General features: G+C 39.5%; 12 protein-coding genes. All 12 read right to left on the bottom strand.

Annotated features, from left to right (window positions below):
* Positions 1-59 precede the first annotated feature (59 nt).
* Positions 60-1,214 (bottom strand): cell division protein FtsZ, encoded by a 1,155-nt coding sequence (gene ftsZ, locus WDJ61_RS06410; RefSeq protein ID WP_338753909.1) that lies wholly within the window; start codon positions 1,212-1,214, stop codon positions 60-62.
* A 39-nt stretch (positions 1,215-1,253) separates the two neighbouring features.
* Positions 1,254-2,543 (bottom strand): cell division protein FtsA, encoded by a 1,290-nt coding sequence (gene ftsA, locus WDJ61_RS06405; protein WP_338753907.1) that lies wholly within the window; start codon positions 2,541-2,543, stop codon positions 1,254-1,256.
* Between the two features lie 304 nt (positions 2,544-2,847).
* Positions 2,848-3,633, bottom strand: coding sequence for a cell division protein FtsQ/DivIB (locus tag WDJ61_RS06400; protein WP_338753906.1), 786 nt, complete (start codon positions 3,631-3,633; stop codon positions 2,848-2,850).
* Between the two features lie 157 nt (positions 3,634-3,790).
* Complete coding sequence (gene murG / locus WDJ61_RS06395) at positions 3,791-4,888, bottom strand: undecaprenyldiphospho-muramoylpentapeptide beta-N-acetylglucosaminyltransferase (protein WP_338753905.1); 1,098 nt, start codon at positions 4,886-4,888, stop codon at positions 3,791-3,793.
* 378 nt (positions 4,889-5,266) lie between these two features.
* A complete protein-coding gene (spoVE, locus tag WDJ61_RS06390) occupies positions 5,267-6,367 on the bottom strand; it encodes a stage V sporulation protein E (RefSeq protein WP_338753903.1) in 1,101 nt (366 codons plus the stop codon).
* A gap of 69 nt (positions 6,368-6,436) precedes the next feature.
* Positions 6,437-7,789 (bottom strand): UDP-N-acetylmuramoyl-L-alanine--D-glutamate ligase, encoded by a 1,353-nt coding sequence (gene murD / locus WDJ61_RS06385; RefSeq protein ID WP_338753902.1) that lies wholly within the window; start codon positions 7,787-7,789, stop codon positions 6,437-6,439.
* On the bottom strand, positions 7,790-8,764 hold the full coding sequence (gene mraY, locus WDJ61_RS06380; RefSeq protein WP_338753901.1) for a phospho-N-acetylmuramoyl-pentapeptide-transferase: 975 nt from the start codon (positions 8,762-8,764) through the stop codon (positions 7,790-7,792).
* A gap of 1 nt (position 8,765) precedes the next feature.
* Positions 8,766-10,244 carry a UDP-N-acetylmuramoyl-L-alanyl-D-glutamate--2,6-diaminopimelate ligase gene (locus tag WDJ61_RS06375; protein WP_338753900.1) on the bottom strand — a complete coding sequence of 493 codons (1,479 nt, stop codon included), beginning with the start codon at positions 10,242-10,244 and terminating at the stop codon, positions 8,766-8,768.
* A 155-nt stretch (positions 10,245-10,399) separates the two neighbouring features.
* Positions 10,400-12,334 carry a stage V sporulation protein D gene (locus WDJ61_RS06370; protein WP_338753899.1) on the bottom strand — a complete coding sequence of 645 codons (1,935 nt, stop codon included), beginning with the start codon at positions 12,332-12,334 and terminating at the stop codon, positions 10,400-10,402.
* Between the two features lie 299 nt (positions 12,335-12,633).
* Positions 12,634-13,854, bottom strand: coding sequence for an IS110 family transposase (locus WDJ61_RS06365; RefSeq protein WP_338751673.1), 1,221 nt, complete (start codon positions 13,852-13,854; stop codon positions 12,634-12,636).
* Positions 13,855-14,101: 247 nt separating this feature from the next.
* Complete coding sequence (locus WDJ61_RS06360) at positions 14,102-16,267, bottom strand: penicillin-binding protein (protein ID WP_338753898.1); 2,166 nt, start codon at positions 16,265-16,267, stop codon at positions 14,102-14,104.
* Complete coding sequence (ftsL, locus tag WDJ61_RS06355; RefSeq protein WP_338753896.1) at positions 16,264-16,620, bottom strand: cell division protein FtsL; 357 nt, start codon at positions 16,618-16,620, stop codon at positions 16,264-16,266. The genes WDJ61_RS06360 and ftsL overlap by 4 nt, the downstream gene beginning before the upstream one ends.
* Between the last annotated feature and the right edge of the window lie 6 nt (positions 16,621-16,626).

Raw genomic sequence — 16,626 nt, 5'->3', positions numbered from 1 at the left:
CTTTCGGACTACTCTTTTCCATTAATTACAAAGACATTTATTGATAACACTCTTTTACATTATCGACGTCTATTACGATTACGAAGGAAAGTTGGTATATCAAGTGTATCTTCTACCGGCTGAGAAGGCTGTCTTGTTGGCATATCTTGTTGAACAGGCTCTTCACGCTTCATTTCTCGTTTAGGCGCTGGAGCTATTGTCGATTGTTGTGGTTTGGTTTGACCAAACCCGGTACGCGGCTGCTTTGGTTGTTGCAGAGCAGACTCTTTAAAACCAGTCGCAATCACCGTTACCACAATTTCATCTTTTAAATTCTCATTAATAACAGAACCAAAGATCATATTCACTTCTTGATCAGAAGCAGAAGCTACAATATCGGCCGCTTCTTGAACTTCATATAAGCTTAAGTTCGTGCCACCAGTAATGTTCATGATCACACCTTGTGCACCGTCGATAGACGTTTCAAGCAATGGACTAGAAATCGCTTTTTTAGCTGCTTCCGCTGCACGGTTTTCGCCTGAAGCCACCCCAATACCCATTAAAGCTGATCCTTTATTCGACATAATTGTTTTCACATCAGCAAAGTCAAGGTTAATTAAGCCAGGAGTAGCAATTAAATCGGAAATACCTTGAACCCCTTGGCGAAGAACATTATCCGCTTCTCTAAATGCTTCAAGCATCGGCGTGCTCTTATCAACAATTTCTAATAAGCGGTCATTTGGAATAACAATTAACGTATCAACAGCAGCTTTCATCGCTTCAATTCCGCCTGCTGCTTGTGTGGCACGCTTACGACCTTCAAAAGTAAAAGGACGTGTGACAACCCCCACAGTTAATGCTCCGAGGTCTTTAGAGATTTGAGCAATAACAGGTGCTGCTCCAGTTCCTGTTCCTCCACCCATTCCTGCAGTAACGAATACCATATCCGCTCCACGTAATGCTTCTTCAATTTGCTCTTTACTTTCTTCAGCTGCTTTCTTCCCGACTTCAGGATTCGCACCTGCACCAAGTCCACGAGTCAACTTTGAACCGATTTGCATTTTTATTTCTGCTTTTGACAAGTTTAACGCTTGGGCATCCGTATTGACAGCAATAAACTCTACCCCTTGAACCCCATGTTCGATCATGCGGTTCACAGCATTATTTCCGCCGCCACCTACACCTATAACTTTAATCGTCGCTAATGAATCTAAATTAGTATCAAACTCCAACATGACAAATCCTCCTAATTCGTCGTTATTTCTCTATGATGACTATTCTTCAAAAAAGTAGCCGAAGAATTTTTTTACTTTCGAAGTCAATTTTTGATCTTCTGTCTTCTCTGGTTTCACCTTTTTCGGCTGAGGGACTTCTTTCGGCCGAGTTTCAGTTACAGTCATTGGCTCTAGAGTCGTGCTTACATTTCTTCCTTGCAATCTAGCATTTTTATAAGCATATTTAATCAAACCAACTGCTGCCGTATATTGTGGTTCCCTTACCCCTATATAATCAGGAATGGCCACCCGAACACGGTTTTGGAACACATCTTGCGCTAAATCAAGAATGCCTGGTGTAGCGGATGTGCCTCCAGTTAAAACAAAGCCTCCAGGCACATCATGAACCCCTTGATGTCTTAATTCCTCAATCACCATTTCAAACACTTCTTCTAATCTAGCTTCAATGATATCAGAAATTTCAAGTTGGTTAAATTGTTGATGTTGATCGCTTCCTATGATAGGGACACTAAACACTTCCTCTTCAGAAGCGAGGTCATAAAAAGCATGGCCATAAGTTAGTTTCACTTGCTCTGCATCTTCCGTTGAAGTACGTAGACCAATGGATAAATCTTTTGTAATGTGATCGCCACCAATTGGGAAAACAACCGTTCCTTTTAAATAGCCCTGATTAAAGATGGAAACCGTTGTGGAACCTCCGCCGATATCCACTAAAACTGTTCCGAGGTTTTGTTCATCCTTTGATAAAGCAATTTCCCCAGCAGCTAGTGGTTGAAACACAATATCCATAATTTCTAGACCGGCTCGTTCTACACAACGCAATGTATTATGTAAAAATGTTTTAGACCCTGTTACAATAATACCCTCCATCTCCAAACGGACTCCGATCATTCCTCTTGGATCTGTAATTTCATCCAAACCATCCACAATAAATTGCTTAGGAATGACATTAATGATTTCACGATCAGGAGGAATGGACATCACTTGAGAAGCATCCATTACTCTAATAATATCTTCATCTGTTATTTCTCTATTTTCACTTGATACAGCTACAACACCGTTGCATGGATGCAAAAGCGCGTGATTGCCGGCGATCCCTACAATCACCTGCTTAATTTCCATACCAACCATTCTCTCGGCCTGTTCGATTGCCTTTTTAATGGAATGAACAGTTTCATCTATGTCCACTACAGAACCTTTGCGAATTCCTTTAGATTTCACATTCCCAACACCGATAATATTTAAAGAATCATTAACCATTTCTCCAATAATGACCTTTATGGCGGATGTACCGATGTCAAGGCTAACTAAAATTTCATTGCTGTTCATTCTTTGGCACCTCCTTTACCTCCCAAAAAACTCATTGATCGAACAACAATATAACCATTCATCATTCATTTTTATATAGAGAGTATTCGTCATTTTAAACAAAATTCCCTTTTAATATTCATGTTTTTTTCAGTCTTTTCCATTTTTATATTTTAGAAAACATAATGATTTATTCTGCCCCTTTAGAGGAGCATGTGTTAATTACAAGTCTACACTAAGATGTAAACCTAGAAAAGCCAAACTTCGCTCAATAAAGGGGAAGAACAAATAAAATTTTGTTTTTAAAGACTCGAATCTCAAATTTTTATTGATCAGGGAGTGGCTGTTCTTCTTGATCACTCGTTTTCGCATCATATGCTCTGAAGTATGAGCCTACTTCAATATCAACAACCCCTTTAATATTGGGGTCTAATTGACTGACAATGGATGGATAATACACCATTTTTTCAGAAAATGTCTTCAGCGAGGCTGATACTTCAAATCCGTCATTCATAAATAATTGAATATGATAGGAATCTGTCTTTTTAGGGTCATAATAAATCTCAGAAATTGAATTAGTAATTTCCTCTGGCAAATCCCTTAAAGATTTCATCATCTTATCTAACATTTTCCCCTCTTTAAATCCATGAAGTACTGGAAGTTCATCTAACGTTTGCGTTGGCGCTGTTTTTAACACAGTTCCATTATCCAAAACTGGATAAAAACTCTTTCCTTTTGACAAATAGGCAAGCTTATCCTGCTCTTCTACTTTAATCACTAATTTGTTTGGAAAGGAAAAAGTAACTGCTGCTTCTTTTATTTTTGGATCCCGTTTTAATTGTTCAGCTGCTTGTTGTTTGTTTACTCGCCAAACGCTACTGCCCTCATGAATCTCACTCTTTTCGATCACTTCAGCTTTAGATAAAAAATGGTTGCCAATTACATCAATTTGCTGTACCCGGCTGAGGGGAGACTGAAAGTAGACGATGGTAATCACAATTAGAAAAAAGAGCGAAATGATGCTAACGAGACGCCGATTAGTTTTTCGTTTTCTCTGCTTTTTCAGCTTCGGAATTCGATCCTCAATTGAAATGATTTTTCCCTTTTCCATGCCTGTTCCTCCCGACAAACGGACTGTTTATAAAATATAGAAGCGACATGCCTCAGCCCATGTTGAATGTCACCACGCAAAGTATCAATCATCATACGTAGGAGAATTAGTTAGAGAAAGCCTTCACTTTAGCTCGCATGTTAGCCAAGGCTCCTTCCTAGCTTTTTCCTGTCAATTGAAGCATCACTTTGTAGAGACGATCGGATGCATCTTTGATTCCTAACTCCTCAGCCGCTCGTTTCATCATTTGCAATTCATTCTCATCTAATAATACATCATCAAAATATTTGATTAACGTTTCTGCTGTTAAATCCTTTTCGTGTAATAAGATGGCCGCTCGATGATCAGTTAGTGAACGGGCATTTTTTTCTTGATGATTATTGGTTACATAAGGGCTTGGCACAAGAATACTCGGTACACCTAATGCCGTTAATTCGGCCAAAGTCGTTGCTCCTGCTCGTGATAAGACTAAATCACTTTCAACAAGCACTTCAGGCATGTTATAAATAAACGGAGCAATCGCTACATTTTCTGGCTTTCCTACTTTCTCAATTTCAGATTTCACTTGATTATAATGAACTTCACCCGTAATATAAAGCACTTGATATGTTCGATCAGCAAGGGTTGATAGCGCTTGAATGACGGCTTCATTAATTGGACGTGCTCCCCGACTCCCTCCAAAAATTAACACCGTTTTCTTATCGTTCGTTAAATGAAACTCGCTTAAAATTCCAGATGGTTTGGCATTCGCCACTTCTGATGCACGAGGATTCCCTGTCAGCACAACCTTTTCTTTTGGAAAAAATGTTTCCGCTTCCTTAAAGCAAATAGCGATCTTGTCGACATACTTACTCAAAAACTTATTCGTTAAGCCAGGTACGCTATTTTGCTCATGAATAATCGTTGGAATTCGCAGTTTTGAAGCTGCATACACAACAGGACCACAAACATAGCCACCTGTACCAATGACAACATCTGGTTTAAATTCCCTCAACATTTTCTTACACTCGCTAACTCCTTTTAGAAAGCGCATCACAGTCTTTACATTTTCCATCGATATAGATCGCTTAAAACCAGTGATTTCTATTGTCCGAAAAGGGATATCTTCTCTCGTGACTAATTTAGACTCCAACCCCGCTTCTGTTCCAATATACAAAAAGGATGTTTCAGGGTGTTTTTCCTTGATCATGCGAATAAGGGCAAGAGCTGGATAAATATGCCCTCCAGTTCCCCCTCCACTAACAACAATCTTCATCTATCTTCACCTCAAATTAATATATGCCGTTTCAAGTATTGGTATATTTCAAAAAATAACTTCTTGAAAGCTTTTACTATCATACTACATTTTCTTGTTATATAAATATAGCTTTAGTGCAATTGAAAACAAATCAAAAAAAATGTAGCAATTTTCATCTAATTGTTACATTTATCTTTCTTAAAAAACGGGCTATATCGTAATTAGCGCATTCTCATCTTAAATCAATATTTCGCGATAATCAATCAATATCCTTTAAAAGACAAAGAAATCCTCCCATCCTTTAAACCCAAGAAAAAACAATATTGGAAACGTCATCATCTAACTACCTGATGCCTTTTCCTTCAAAAAAAAAGAAACCTTAAAAGGCTTCTTTTTTTAATACTTTGAATACCTGCTGATGTTTAACAAAATCCCCATAGCTACAAGCATTAATGTTAAGGATGAGCCGCCATAGCTTAAAAACGGTAAAGTAATACCCGTCACAGGCATAAGCCCTGTTACGACACCGATGTTGATCATGACTTGAATAGCCACCATAGCAACCACCCCTACTGCCAAAAAGCTGCCAAATAAATCTGGGGCTCCTAACGCTATACGAATCCCTCGCCAAAGCAAAAGAGAAAACAACAAAAGCAGAAACATGCCACCAATAAAACCGAGCTCTTCTGCTAAAATAGCAAAAATAAAATCCGTTTGTGGCTCAGGTAAGTAATAATACTTTTGTCTACTTTCTCCTATTCCTAATCCAAACAATCCACCAGGTCCGATCGCATAGAGAGATTGAATAATTTGAAACCCGCTTCCTAATGGATCAGACCAAGGATCCAAAAATGAGGTAATCCTCTTCATCCGATATGGAGCAGATAACACTAGCGCGACAAACCCCGCTAAACCTGCCATGCCTAACATCGCAAAATGAAGAATTCTTGCCCCTGCCACAAAAATCATAACCACACAAGTGCCAACCATGACCGTACCTGTCCCAAGATCCGGCTGTAACATAATTAAGCCAAAAGCAGTAAACACTAGAGCAAGAGCAGGTACGAGCCCTTTACGAAAATCAATCATATATTTTTGATTTTCTGCTAAATATCCAGATAAAAAAATGATCATGGCTAGCTTCATAAATTCTGAAGGCTGAATCGAGAAAGCACCGGCTCCGATCCAGCTTTGAGAACCATTCCGAACCATTCCGACACCAGGAATAAGAACTAGAATTAATAGGATGAAACAGATCGCAATCCCGATCTTTGAAAGTCTGCGCCAAGTCCAATATTCCACATTCGTAATAAAATACATAGCACAAAGTCCAACACCAGCAAATAATAGCTGTCTTTTAGCAAAAAAGAAAGGATCATCAAACTTGTATTTAGCCCATACTTCGCTGGCACTATATACCATTGTTATACCAATAGAAAGCAACAACAAAATAAGAATAAGCAACAAATAATCAGGTGCAGACTTTTTTACTGACAATAACCAACACCTCTAATTCATAGAATCAGAGCCGTCTTCATCCCCTTCTCACCTAACTAAGACAAGCTCTTAGTTAAGTGTATGCACCGCCTCAATAAATATATCTCCACGCTGTTCGAAAGTTTTATACTGATCCCAGCTAGCACAAGCAGGAGATAATAAAATCGTATCGCCTGACTCTGACAATTGATAAGCCTGAGTAACTGCTTGTGCCATCGTCTCCACTTTCACTACCTCAAAAATCCCTGCCTTACGAGCTGTTTCAGCTAGCTTATGAGCCGTTTGTCCAAATGTCACCAATGCTTTCACATTGTTTAAATATGGAATCAAGTCATCAAAATCATTCCCGCGATCTAACCCACCAGCTAACAATACAGTTGGTTCTGAAAAAGCAGCAAGGGCACTTTTAGTCGCTAAAGTATTGGTCGCTTTTGAATCATTATAGAATTTTCTTCCATTCAATTCACGAACAAATTGCGTCCGATGTCTGACACCAGAAAAAGTGGACAATACTTCTCGAATCGCCTCATTAGACACTCTGGCTAACTTAACCGCTGAGATCGCACATAAAATATTTTCAAGATTATGAGCTCCTGGTAAAGCAATCTCCTGTAGCTTAATTATTTTTTCTCCGCGGAAGTATATCTCGCCGTTCTCTACATATGCTCCATTTGCAACCGTTTTTTTCGTGGAAAACGGCACAATCACCGCTTTTGATTGTTTCGCAAATTGGAACAGTTCTTCTTGATCAGCATTGACAATAAAGAAATCATCTTCCGTTTGATTTTTTGTAATATTTAATTTCGCTTTCACATACTCCTCTTTTGTTCCATGATAATCCAGATGAGCATCATATATATTCGTAATAATAGAAATATGCGGGCGGAATTGATCAACACCCATCAATTGAAATGAGGAGAGTTCAATGACCACATGATCTTCCTTCGTTGCTTGTTGAACAACTTGAGAAGCCACTTCTCCAATATTCCCAGCAATAATGGCTTTTTTTCGATCCGCTTCAAACATTTTATAAATCAGGGTCGTTGTTGTTGTCTTCCCGTTTGTCCCTGTAATGCCGATCAATGGAGCTTCTGAAATTAAATAAGCAAGCTCTACTTCTGTTAATACAGAAATGCCTTTAGCAATCGCTCCGCTCACAAGCGGATTAGAATATGGAATTCCAGGGTTTTTCACAATCATTTCAAACCCTTCTTCAAGCAACTCAATGGGATGGCTACCACAAATCACTTTAATCCCTTGCTCAAGTAAATGTTGAGCTTGCGGATTTTCATCTAACGGCTTTTGATCATTCACTGTCACAAAAGCACCGAGTTTATGTAAAAGCAGAGCTGCACTCACTCCACTTTTCGCCAATCCAAGTACAAGAATTTTTTTATGCTGAAAATCTGTTATTGTTTTCAATTACATCCACGCTCCGATATAAATTCCGATCACTGCACATAACACACCGACCGTCCAAAAAGTGACAACTACTCTCCACTCAGACCAACCGCCAAGCTCAAAATGGTGGTGAAGTGGACTCATGCGAAATACGCGTTTACCTGTCGTTTTAAAGGAAACGACTTGAATCATTACAGACAGGGTTTCTGCTACAAAAACAGCTCCAATCACTAACAATAAAAATTCTGTTTTTGTTAAAATAGAAATTGTGGCGATCGCTCCACCTAAGGCAAGAGATCCGGTATCTCCCATAAACACTTTAGCAGGATGGGCATTAAATACTAAAAACCCTAACACAGCCCCAACAACCGCAAAAGCAAATATAGCTGTTTCATCCATTCCTTGACTCCACGCAATAACAGCAAAAGCACCGAAGGCAATGGCAGAAACACCTGATACAAGCCCATCTAAGCCATCCGTTAAATTCACTGCATTGGAGAAGCCCACCAACCAAAAAATCACAAATAACGCATAGAAAATGCCTAAATCAATCGTGATATTTGTTAAAGGAAACGTTAACTCCGTCGAAAAGTTTCCGTTCGTATAAATCACATAAAAAATAATAGAAATCACTATTTGACCTAACAGCTTTTGCTTCGATGTTAAGCCTAAGTTTCGCTTCATAACCACTTTAATAAAGTCATCTAAAAATCCAAGCAGCCCAAATCCAACCGTCACTAATAATAATAATATCGTTTCTGTGCCGATACCTGAATAAATTTGTGCCATAAACAGCGCCGTAATGATGACGGATAGTAAAATCACTATTCCTCCCATCGTTGGCGTTCCCGATTTTTTTTGATGGGATTGGGGTCCTTCCTCTCGAATACTTTGCCCAAATTTCAACCTTCTTAAAAAAGGGATAAACAATGGAGCAATTGCCACGGTAATGACAAAGGCCATCGCCATTGTTAAAAAGACATCTCTCTCAAGCATATTATTTCTCCTCTTCTTTCCGGCTTGCAAGCGCCGCTTTCGCTACCGCACGATCATCAAAGTCCAATACGCGATCACCTACAATTTGATACGTTTCATGTCCTTTTCCAGCAATCACTACAATATCTCCTGCTTGTGCCGCTTCTATAGCATAGAAAATGGCGTCTTTTCGATCCGCAATAATGGTGTAGCTTTCACCTTGCACTCCCGCTTCCATATCTTTCAAAATAGCGAGAGGGTCTTCACTGCGAGGGTTATCCGATGTAAATACCGCGTTAGTAGCGAATTCACATGCTGCCTTAGCCATCAATGGTCGTTTCGTTCGGTCTCTATCTCCTCCGCAACCAACAACGACAAATACACGACCCGTCGCTAACTCCTTGACCGTTTTCAATACATTGATCAAGCTATCCGGTGTGTGTGCATAATCAACAATGACGGAAATGTTCTCCTCGTTTGGTACAAGCTCGAAGCGTCCAGCGACACCTTTTATTTTGTGAATCGCTGAGAGAATGGTATCTATTTGTATCCCTTTTGAGTAAGCTGCTGCAATCGCCGCCAAAATATTATATACATTAAATTTTCCGGCTAAGTTTGTACGGACTGTTTTTCTACCTTCTGGAAAAACTAAATCAAATTCTGTTCCGGTAGCTGTTAGTTGCATATTTTCAGCTCGGAACATCGCCTCATGATCGATGCCATATGTAACAATATGAGCGGCTGTTTCTTGTTTATAGATCGCCGATGCTTCGTCATCTTCATTTAAGATAGCAAACTTCGGTTTATCTGATGCGAACGTATTACCGAGACGGGTAAAGAGTAAACCTTTCGCTGCACGGTAGTCTTCCATCGTATGATGATAGTCTAGATGGTCTTGCGTTAAATTAGTAAACACCGCTATATCATAATCACAGCCCCATACTCGCCCTTCTAATAAAGCATGTGAGGAAACTTCCATGATCGCCGTCGTTACATTTTTATCGAGCATTTCTTTAAATGTTTTTTGTAACGTTAAGTTTTCAGGAGTTGTATTTTTCGTTTCAATCGTTTCATCGCCAATCTTCATGTACATCGTGCCAATTAAGCCTGTTGTCTCTCCTGCTTCTGCAAATATTTCATTAAGCAAATGACTAGTTGTTGTTTTACCATTTGTACCTGTGATGCCAATCATATTCATATGCTTAGTTGGTGATCCATAATAAAAATTGGCAAGAGCCGCCATCGCTCGTTTCGTACTAGACACAAGAATAACAGGAGCTCCTTCCACCTCGACCGGACGTTCTGCAACAACTGCTACGGCTCCTTTGTTCACCGCTTCTTGCGCGACAGAATGCCCATCAAACGTATATCCTTTTATACAAATAAATAACGCACCATCCGCTATTTGCCGATGATCATTTTCAACTGATAAAACCACAGGATCTGATGAACCTATCATTTTATAATAAGGAAGTGACTTTAATAAGTCTGATAATTTCACTATTTTCAATCCTTTCTTTACTTCTAACCTATGTATTCATTATTTTTTATGACCTTTACTATTTTAACTAAAAAAAGCAATAGATGCGAGACTGCTTTCATTATAAATGAAAATCCCCGCCAATTATATGACGGGAATAGGTTTCTTTCAACCTCTTAATTCAAATATAACCTAATGACCGACCCTGTTTCGACTTTTGTACCAGGCATCGGTGATTGCTGCACTACTTTTTGACCACTTCCTGAAATCTCTAATTTTAAATTTTCTAGCTGTACAGATAACTCCTTCTTTGATAAGCCAATTAAATTTGGAACTTTCACAATTTGCGGATCATCCCACTTCACTTCTTTCTCTATTTGCTTCTTTCTTGGTTTAACGTTTAATATTTGCAGGCTATCTTCCATCATCTTCCCTACAATAGGGGCCGCGACCGTCCCACCAAACTGAACAGTTCCTTTCGGGTTATCAATCGCTGTGTAGATGACAATTTGCGGATCATCCGCTGGTGCTACTCCAATAAAAGAGACAATGTGATTATTTTTTAAATAAACTCCATCACGAGCTTTTTGTGCCGTTCCCGTTTTGCCTCCCACTCGATAGCCTTCCACAAAGGCATTTCTTCCTGTTCCTTGTGCGACAACACTTTCTAAAGCGAAACGGATTTGTTTGGATGTTTCTTCAGAAATGACCCGTCTTTTGACAACAGGCGTTTTCTTTTTCACTACCTCTCCACTAACAGGGTCCACCAATTCTTTCGCTACATATGGCTCATATAACGTGCCACCATTCACCGCCGCAGAAACCGCTGCTACTTGCTGTATTGGCGTGACGGACACCCCTTGTCCAAAAGAGGTCGTCGCTTGCTCCACTGGTCCCATTCGATTTAGCTTAAATAATAATCCCTTCGCTTCCCCTTGTAAATCAATTCCAGTTTTCTCACCAAATCCAAAGGACCGAACATAAGACAAAAGTTTTTCCTTCCCTAATCGTTCCCCTAACTCAACAAAACCAGGGTTACAAGAGTTTTCAACGACTTCTAAAAAGGACTGATGACCGTGTCCTCCTCTTTTCCAACATCTTAATTTCGCTCCCCCTACACTGACAAATCCGGGGTCATGAAAATGATCCTTATACAAGTCCACCTTCTTTTCTTCCAAAGCTGCAGCAAGAGTAATGATTTTAAACGTAGAGCCCGGCTCATACGTGCTCCAAATCGGTAAGTTTCGATTGAAAACTTCCGGTGACACCTCCTGAAATTTCTCCGGGTAGAAAGAAGGTCGACTGGCCATCGCCAAAATTTCTCCATTATTTGGGTTCATAGCAATAGCTATGGCTCCGTCCGGTTGATATTTGACTTCTGCTAAATCTAATTCCCTTTCTATAATCGTTTGTACCCTTGAATCAATGGTTAACTTTACATCTAACCCATCACGTGGGGGAGTATAACCATCTGGCATTTGTGGCATTCTTTTTCCTTTCGCGTCAGAAAAAAAACTCATAGAACCCTTTTGACCGCTTAACTCCTTATTATAAAAAGCTTCTAGGCCCATTAATCCTTGATTATCGATTCCTGCAAAGCCTAAAACATGAGCCAAGCTTTTCCCAAATGGGTAATGCCTTTTCGAATCTTCAGCGATATATACTCCTTTAATCCCTAAATTTCTCACTTGTTCTGCTTTTTCAAAAGAGATTTTCCTACCCTCTGGATGAATTCTCACCATTGAGGTTTGCTCTGTGATATCCTGATAGGCTTTAGTAGGTGACATATTTAATACCGAGGCTAGCTGTTTGGAAGCAGTGACCGGATCCTCAATTTGCCGGGGCACGACGTAAACGGTTGGTGCACTTTTATTTTCAGCTAAAGCAATTCCATTTTTGTCCACAATTTTTCCCCTTTCTGGCTCAAAGGGGATATTTCTGCTCCATAAGTCTTTCGCTTTATTAGTCAAATCCTCGCCTAAAGCAAACTGCACATATGCCAGACGAAAACCAATAATGGAGAAGATGATTAACCCGGATAACAAAACAAAAATAAGCCGTTTTCTTACCGTAACAGCCGATACCCTTTTCAACAAAGCCCCCCCTTCCATTCTCAATCCAATATATGCAAAACCATTGCTTTTATGAAAAGGTCTTCGTTAAACAATTAGTCTTTTTGCACCTGTCACTTCGCTTTCGGTGCAGAAAAGGGACCGTCTCAACCACTTATGAGACGGTCCCTTCTTACCTCTAGTCAAGTAGTTTTAGATGAATTTTATTTAGTTAGATGAATTTGTTTCTGTAGGAAGGGGTACCCCTTCCTACAGAAACAAATTTGCGCATACCAAAAAGACCTAACGAAATTTCGTTTTTTTCGAAAGGTCAAATATGTTATAGTAGGACTAACCAATTACGAACAGGTTGAGGCTGTTTCGTAGTCATAAGTGATATGGTGTGTGATCAGGTGAAATGCCACTTTCAAAAACTTGTTCACACAGGCAATCGACGCAACTTTATGGGGCTTTCCTTGAGGTTGCGTTTTTAATTTGTCATAGTAATCCACCAAATGATTTCCACCGAATCGACGTAATGTAATCATGGTCTGAACCATATAAAACAAGATTTTTCGTAGCTTGTTGTTTCCTCGTTTATTGATCTTATCTTTGTAATAGGTATTTCCTGATTGATAACGCATCACATCAATACCAACATAGGCATTTAACTGCTTGTGGTTCTTGAAACGGCGAATATCCCCAAGCTCTCCAATCAGACGAACAGCTGTCGCTTCTCCGATACCGGGAAATGAAATCAGTACGTTGTATTCGGTTCTTTCCTTTGAGAGCTCGACCATTTGTTTCACAAGCCCTTCTTTCTTTTCTTTTAAATCAGAGATCCTTTTCGCATAGTCACGTACTTGTTCACAACGCACATCCTCTTTTGAAATGGCTGGATACGAATCTTTCGCAGCTTCTAGTAAAGCGAGTCCTTTCGCTTCTGCTCGCGAAAGAGATAGATTCTTCCTTGTATTTGCTTTTAGCCGATTACGAATGATGGTTTTGGAACAAGTGAGTACCTCATCTGGATGCGGATAGAGCTGCACAATATTGAGAAAAAGGGCCGAGCGTGTTGAAAATATGATTTCTAATTCTGGAAAACTGAGTTGTAGAATGGCATGCAGGCGACTGAAAAGATGAGTGATTTCACGATCTAGTTCATCATAATAACGTGTGAGTGATCGCATTTGTTTATAATAGCCTTCTTCTTGATAAGTAGCTGTACGCTCTACTTTAAAATGTGATTTTGCCAGTTCATGTGCATCGCTTTTGTCTGTTTTTTGTCGACGCATCGATGCCATTTGAAGATTCGCTTCAAGAGGGTTCACTCGATGGTAGATATAACCTTCTGTTTGGAAAAAGCGTTCTAATGATGCGGAATAAACACCTGTCGCTTCAAATACAATCTCTGGTGCTTGTCCATCCTGTTTTGTTAATGTTTGGAGTTTTTCGTTCAAAGCTTCAAATGAGGGTTTGGTATGAAGAATTTCTCCTTCAAATTCACATTGACGATATTGGTTATAAATCACCATCGTACTTTTCCCCATACTCACATCAAGAGCGACTACATGTTGCATATTCATTTCTCCTTCTTAGCCAATCATAGAAGTCTTCACAGGGCCTTATCGATTCCCTTTTCTTATACACGATCTCTACGGATCCAACATACTAAACTGATTCACATAAGGGTGTGAAGTTGGTCGGTTTTTGAAACGGACTCGATTTGGTCCCAGGGGCCGTTCGACCTTTCTTCACTTCTACTATAAAAAAATAGTAGCACAAACCTTGGCCTTGGTTTGTGCTACTAATGTTAGTATGTTTTTGTTATTTCTTCGATTTTTCTTTTGGCTTTTTCAATGTCACAATTAATTTTTGATTTGGCTTCAGCACTGTACCCGGTTGAATATTTTGACTCTGCACATAGCCTTCTCCCGTAAAACTCACTTGAATATTCGCAAGTTTAGCAAGCTTCATCACATCACGCAATGACCATCCTTTAAGATTAGGCATGGTAGGCTCTCCGTCCGTTTTTAAAATCACTTTCTCTCCTTGCAATAACTCTGTGCCAGGTTCAGGTAGCTGTCCAACAATGTTCGGCCCTGTACCTATTACAATTGGCTCTGCACCATCTTTCGTTAAAGATTTGACAGCCTCTTCCTTCTTTTTCTTCGTCCAGTCTTGTAACTTCACAGTTTTTACTGCCGCTCCTTGCTCCGGTTCAATATTTAAATATTGCAAGCTATTTCTCATCACTGGATTAAATACTTTGGACACAGGAGCAGATCCCCCTTCACCTTCTAGTTGAGGCTGAGCGACTGCAACATAAACAATTAGTTCCGGATCATCCTTTGGAGCCATTCCTAAAAAGGAAAAAATATAATTATTGCTTCCTTTTAAATAACCTCCTTTTGGATTAGGCATTTGGGCTGTTCCAGTTTTTCCGGCTACTTCATATCCTTCAATTTGATACGCTTTTCCTGTTCCATGTTCAGAACTGGTGACTGTTTCTAGTACATCAAGCACTTGCTCGGACGTTTCTTTTGAAATTGGTTCACCAATCACTTTTGCCTTATTATCAACGATCGCTTCTTTTGATTGATCATCAACGATTTGATCAATCACATAAGGCTTCATCATTTTCCCATCATTGGTGATGGCCGTTGCTGCCTGTATCATTTGTAAAGCAGTAGTTGTTGTCCCTTGTCCAAAAGACGTTGTCACCTGTTCAATCGGATAGCGGTAAAGAATACTTCCCGCCGCTTCATTAGGCAAGCCGATGCCTGTCTTTTTACCAAAACCAAAATCATCTAAATATTGTCTAAAAACATCAGGACCCATTTTTTCTAATAAGTTGGCCATCGCGACATTTGATGATCTTTGTACGCCTTCTAAATAAGTGATATTTCCCCAACCATTTCCACCATTATGATCTCGAATAGTATTTGGCCCGACTTTATAACTACCAGATTGATAATAAGCATTTGGATCGAATACGCCTTCCTCGATCGCGGCAGCTAATGTAAAAATCTTAAACGTCGATCCAGGTTCAAACGCATATTCAACTAAATCATTTTGCCAGCTTTGATCCAATCCTTCCCTCGTCCCTGGATGGAATGAGGGTCTTTGACTCATCGCTAAGATCTCTCCTGTTTTCGCATCAGCCACAATTCCAAATGCCTTACCTGGCTTATACTGCTTTTCCACTTCATTCAGAGCATCTTCTAAGAAAGTTTGTATTTTCGTATCGATGGTTAAGTAAATATTATCTCCATTTTCCGGTTCTTTGACCATCTCGCTCTTTCCAGGTAGTAAGTAGCCCCATAGATCACTCTTATACTCTATTTTGCCATTTGTACCTTTTAAGTATTTCTCGTACGCTTTTTCAATCCCCATTTGTCCAGTCATTGAACCAGTACCATCTTCAGGCTTTTGGGCAAAGCCTATTAAATGGGATGCGAATTTACCATTCGGATAGAAGCGCTTAGAATCTCTGATAAAGGTAATTCCAGGTAAGTTTTCAGCCTCTATACTTTTCTTTGTTTTATTCGATAAATTCCGGCCCGCTTTCCCAAATTCAACTTGAAAAGGGGGCTTTCCATCTTTATTTTTTTTGGTTAATATTCTTTCAATTTCATCTTTGTCAAGGTCAATGTATTTCGCTAAAACCTTAGCCGTTTTTTCGGGATCTGTTACATGCTTGGGTTCTTTAGGATTGGTTGTCATCGATGGATCTAAAATCGCCACAAGCGTGAATGAACTCGTATCTTCAGCAATCACATTCCCTTTTCGATCGTAAATCGTCCCTCTTTTCGCTTCTAACTCGTCTGTCTTTAAATATTTTTCAAGCGCTTCATTTTTCAACGAATGTCCATCCACTTTTCCAGACACTTGAATGGTAAAGAAGCGGACGAATAAGACAAAAAAGAGCAAGGCGAATATTAAAAATAATATCGCTGCTCCTTTGTTCATATTTTTTTTATTTTCATTCATTTTGGTTGCACAACCTTAACATTTTGTTCACTTAAATCGAGACCTAATTCTTTCGCTCGTTTCCATATTTTTTCATAGGTACTTTCTTCACTCACTTGAACTTCAAGGTCATGGTTTGCCCTTTGCTGCTCTTTAATGTCCTTTTCAATCTTCTGTATGTCTTTATTCACTTCATAGACAGCTGCTTGGGTAGAGACGATTTGCGCACTCATAAAACAGATGATCAAAGCAAATACAAGAAATAGAATTTTTTCTCCAGGTGTAAACCAAAAACGTTTTTCTGACTGTTCATTTCTATCAACGGTAACTTCCTTATTCGAACGGACAGCCTGCTTTCTCGCTAAATTGTTCATCTTCTC

Source organism: Bacillus sp. FJAT-52991, from assembly GCF_037201805.1.
In the GTDB taxonomy this organism is placed as follows: Bacteria; Bacillota; Bacilli; order Bacillales; family Domibacillaceae; genus Bacillus_CE; species Bacillus_CE kandeliae.
Note: the sequence above shows the minus strand (reverse complement) of the source record. Positions and strands in the feature narration are given on the sequence as shown.

Coding starts and splice junctions, on each gene's coding strand:
- mraY (WP_338753901.1), bottom strand. CDS start 8,764: ATGCTTGAGAGAGATGTCTTTTTAACAATGGCGATGGCCTTTGTCATT.
- ftsL (WP_338753896.1), bottom strand. CDS start 16,620: ATGAACAATTTAGCGAGAAAGCAGGCTGTCCGTTCGAATAAGGAAGTT.
- murG (WP_338753905.1), bottom strand. CDS start 4,888: ATGAAGATTGTTGTTAGTGGAGGGGGAACTGGAGGGCATATTTATCCA.
- WDJ61_RS06365 (WP_338751673.1), bottom strand. CDS start 13,854: ATGCAACATGTAGTCGCTCTTGATGTGAGTATGGGGAAAAGTACGATG.
- ftsA (WP_338753907.1), bottom strand. CDS start 2,543: ATGAACAGCAATGAAATTTTAGTTAGCCTTGACATCGGTACATCCGCC.
- ftsZ (WP_338753909.1), bottom strand. CDS start 1,214: ATGTTGGAGTTTGATACTAATTTAGATTCATTAGCGACGATTAAAGTT.
- WDJ61_RS06370 (WP_338753899.1), bottom strand. CDS start 12,334: ATGGAAGGGGGGGCTTTGTTGAAAAGGGTATCGGCTGTTACGGTAAGA.
- WDJ61_RS06400 (WP_338753906.1), bottom strand. CDS start 3,633: ATGGAAAAGGGAAAAATCATTTCAATTGAGGATCGAATTCCGAAGCTG.
- WDJ61_RS06360 (WP_338753898.1), bottom strand. CDS start 16,267: ATGAATGAAAATAAAAAAAATATGAACAAAGGAGCAGCGATATTATTT.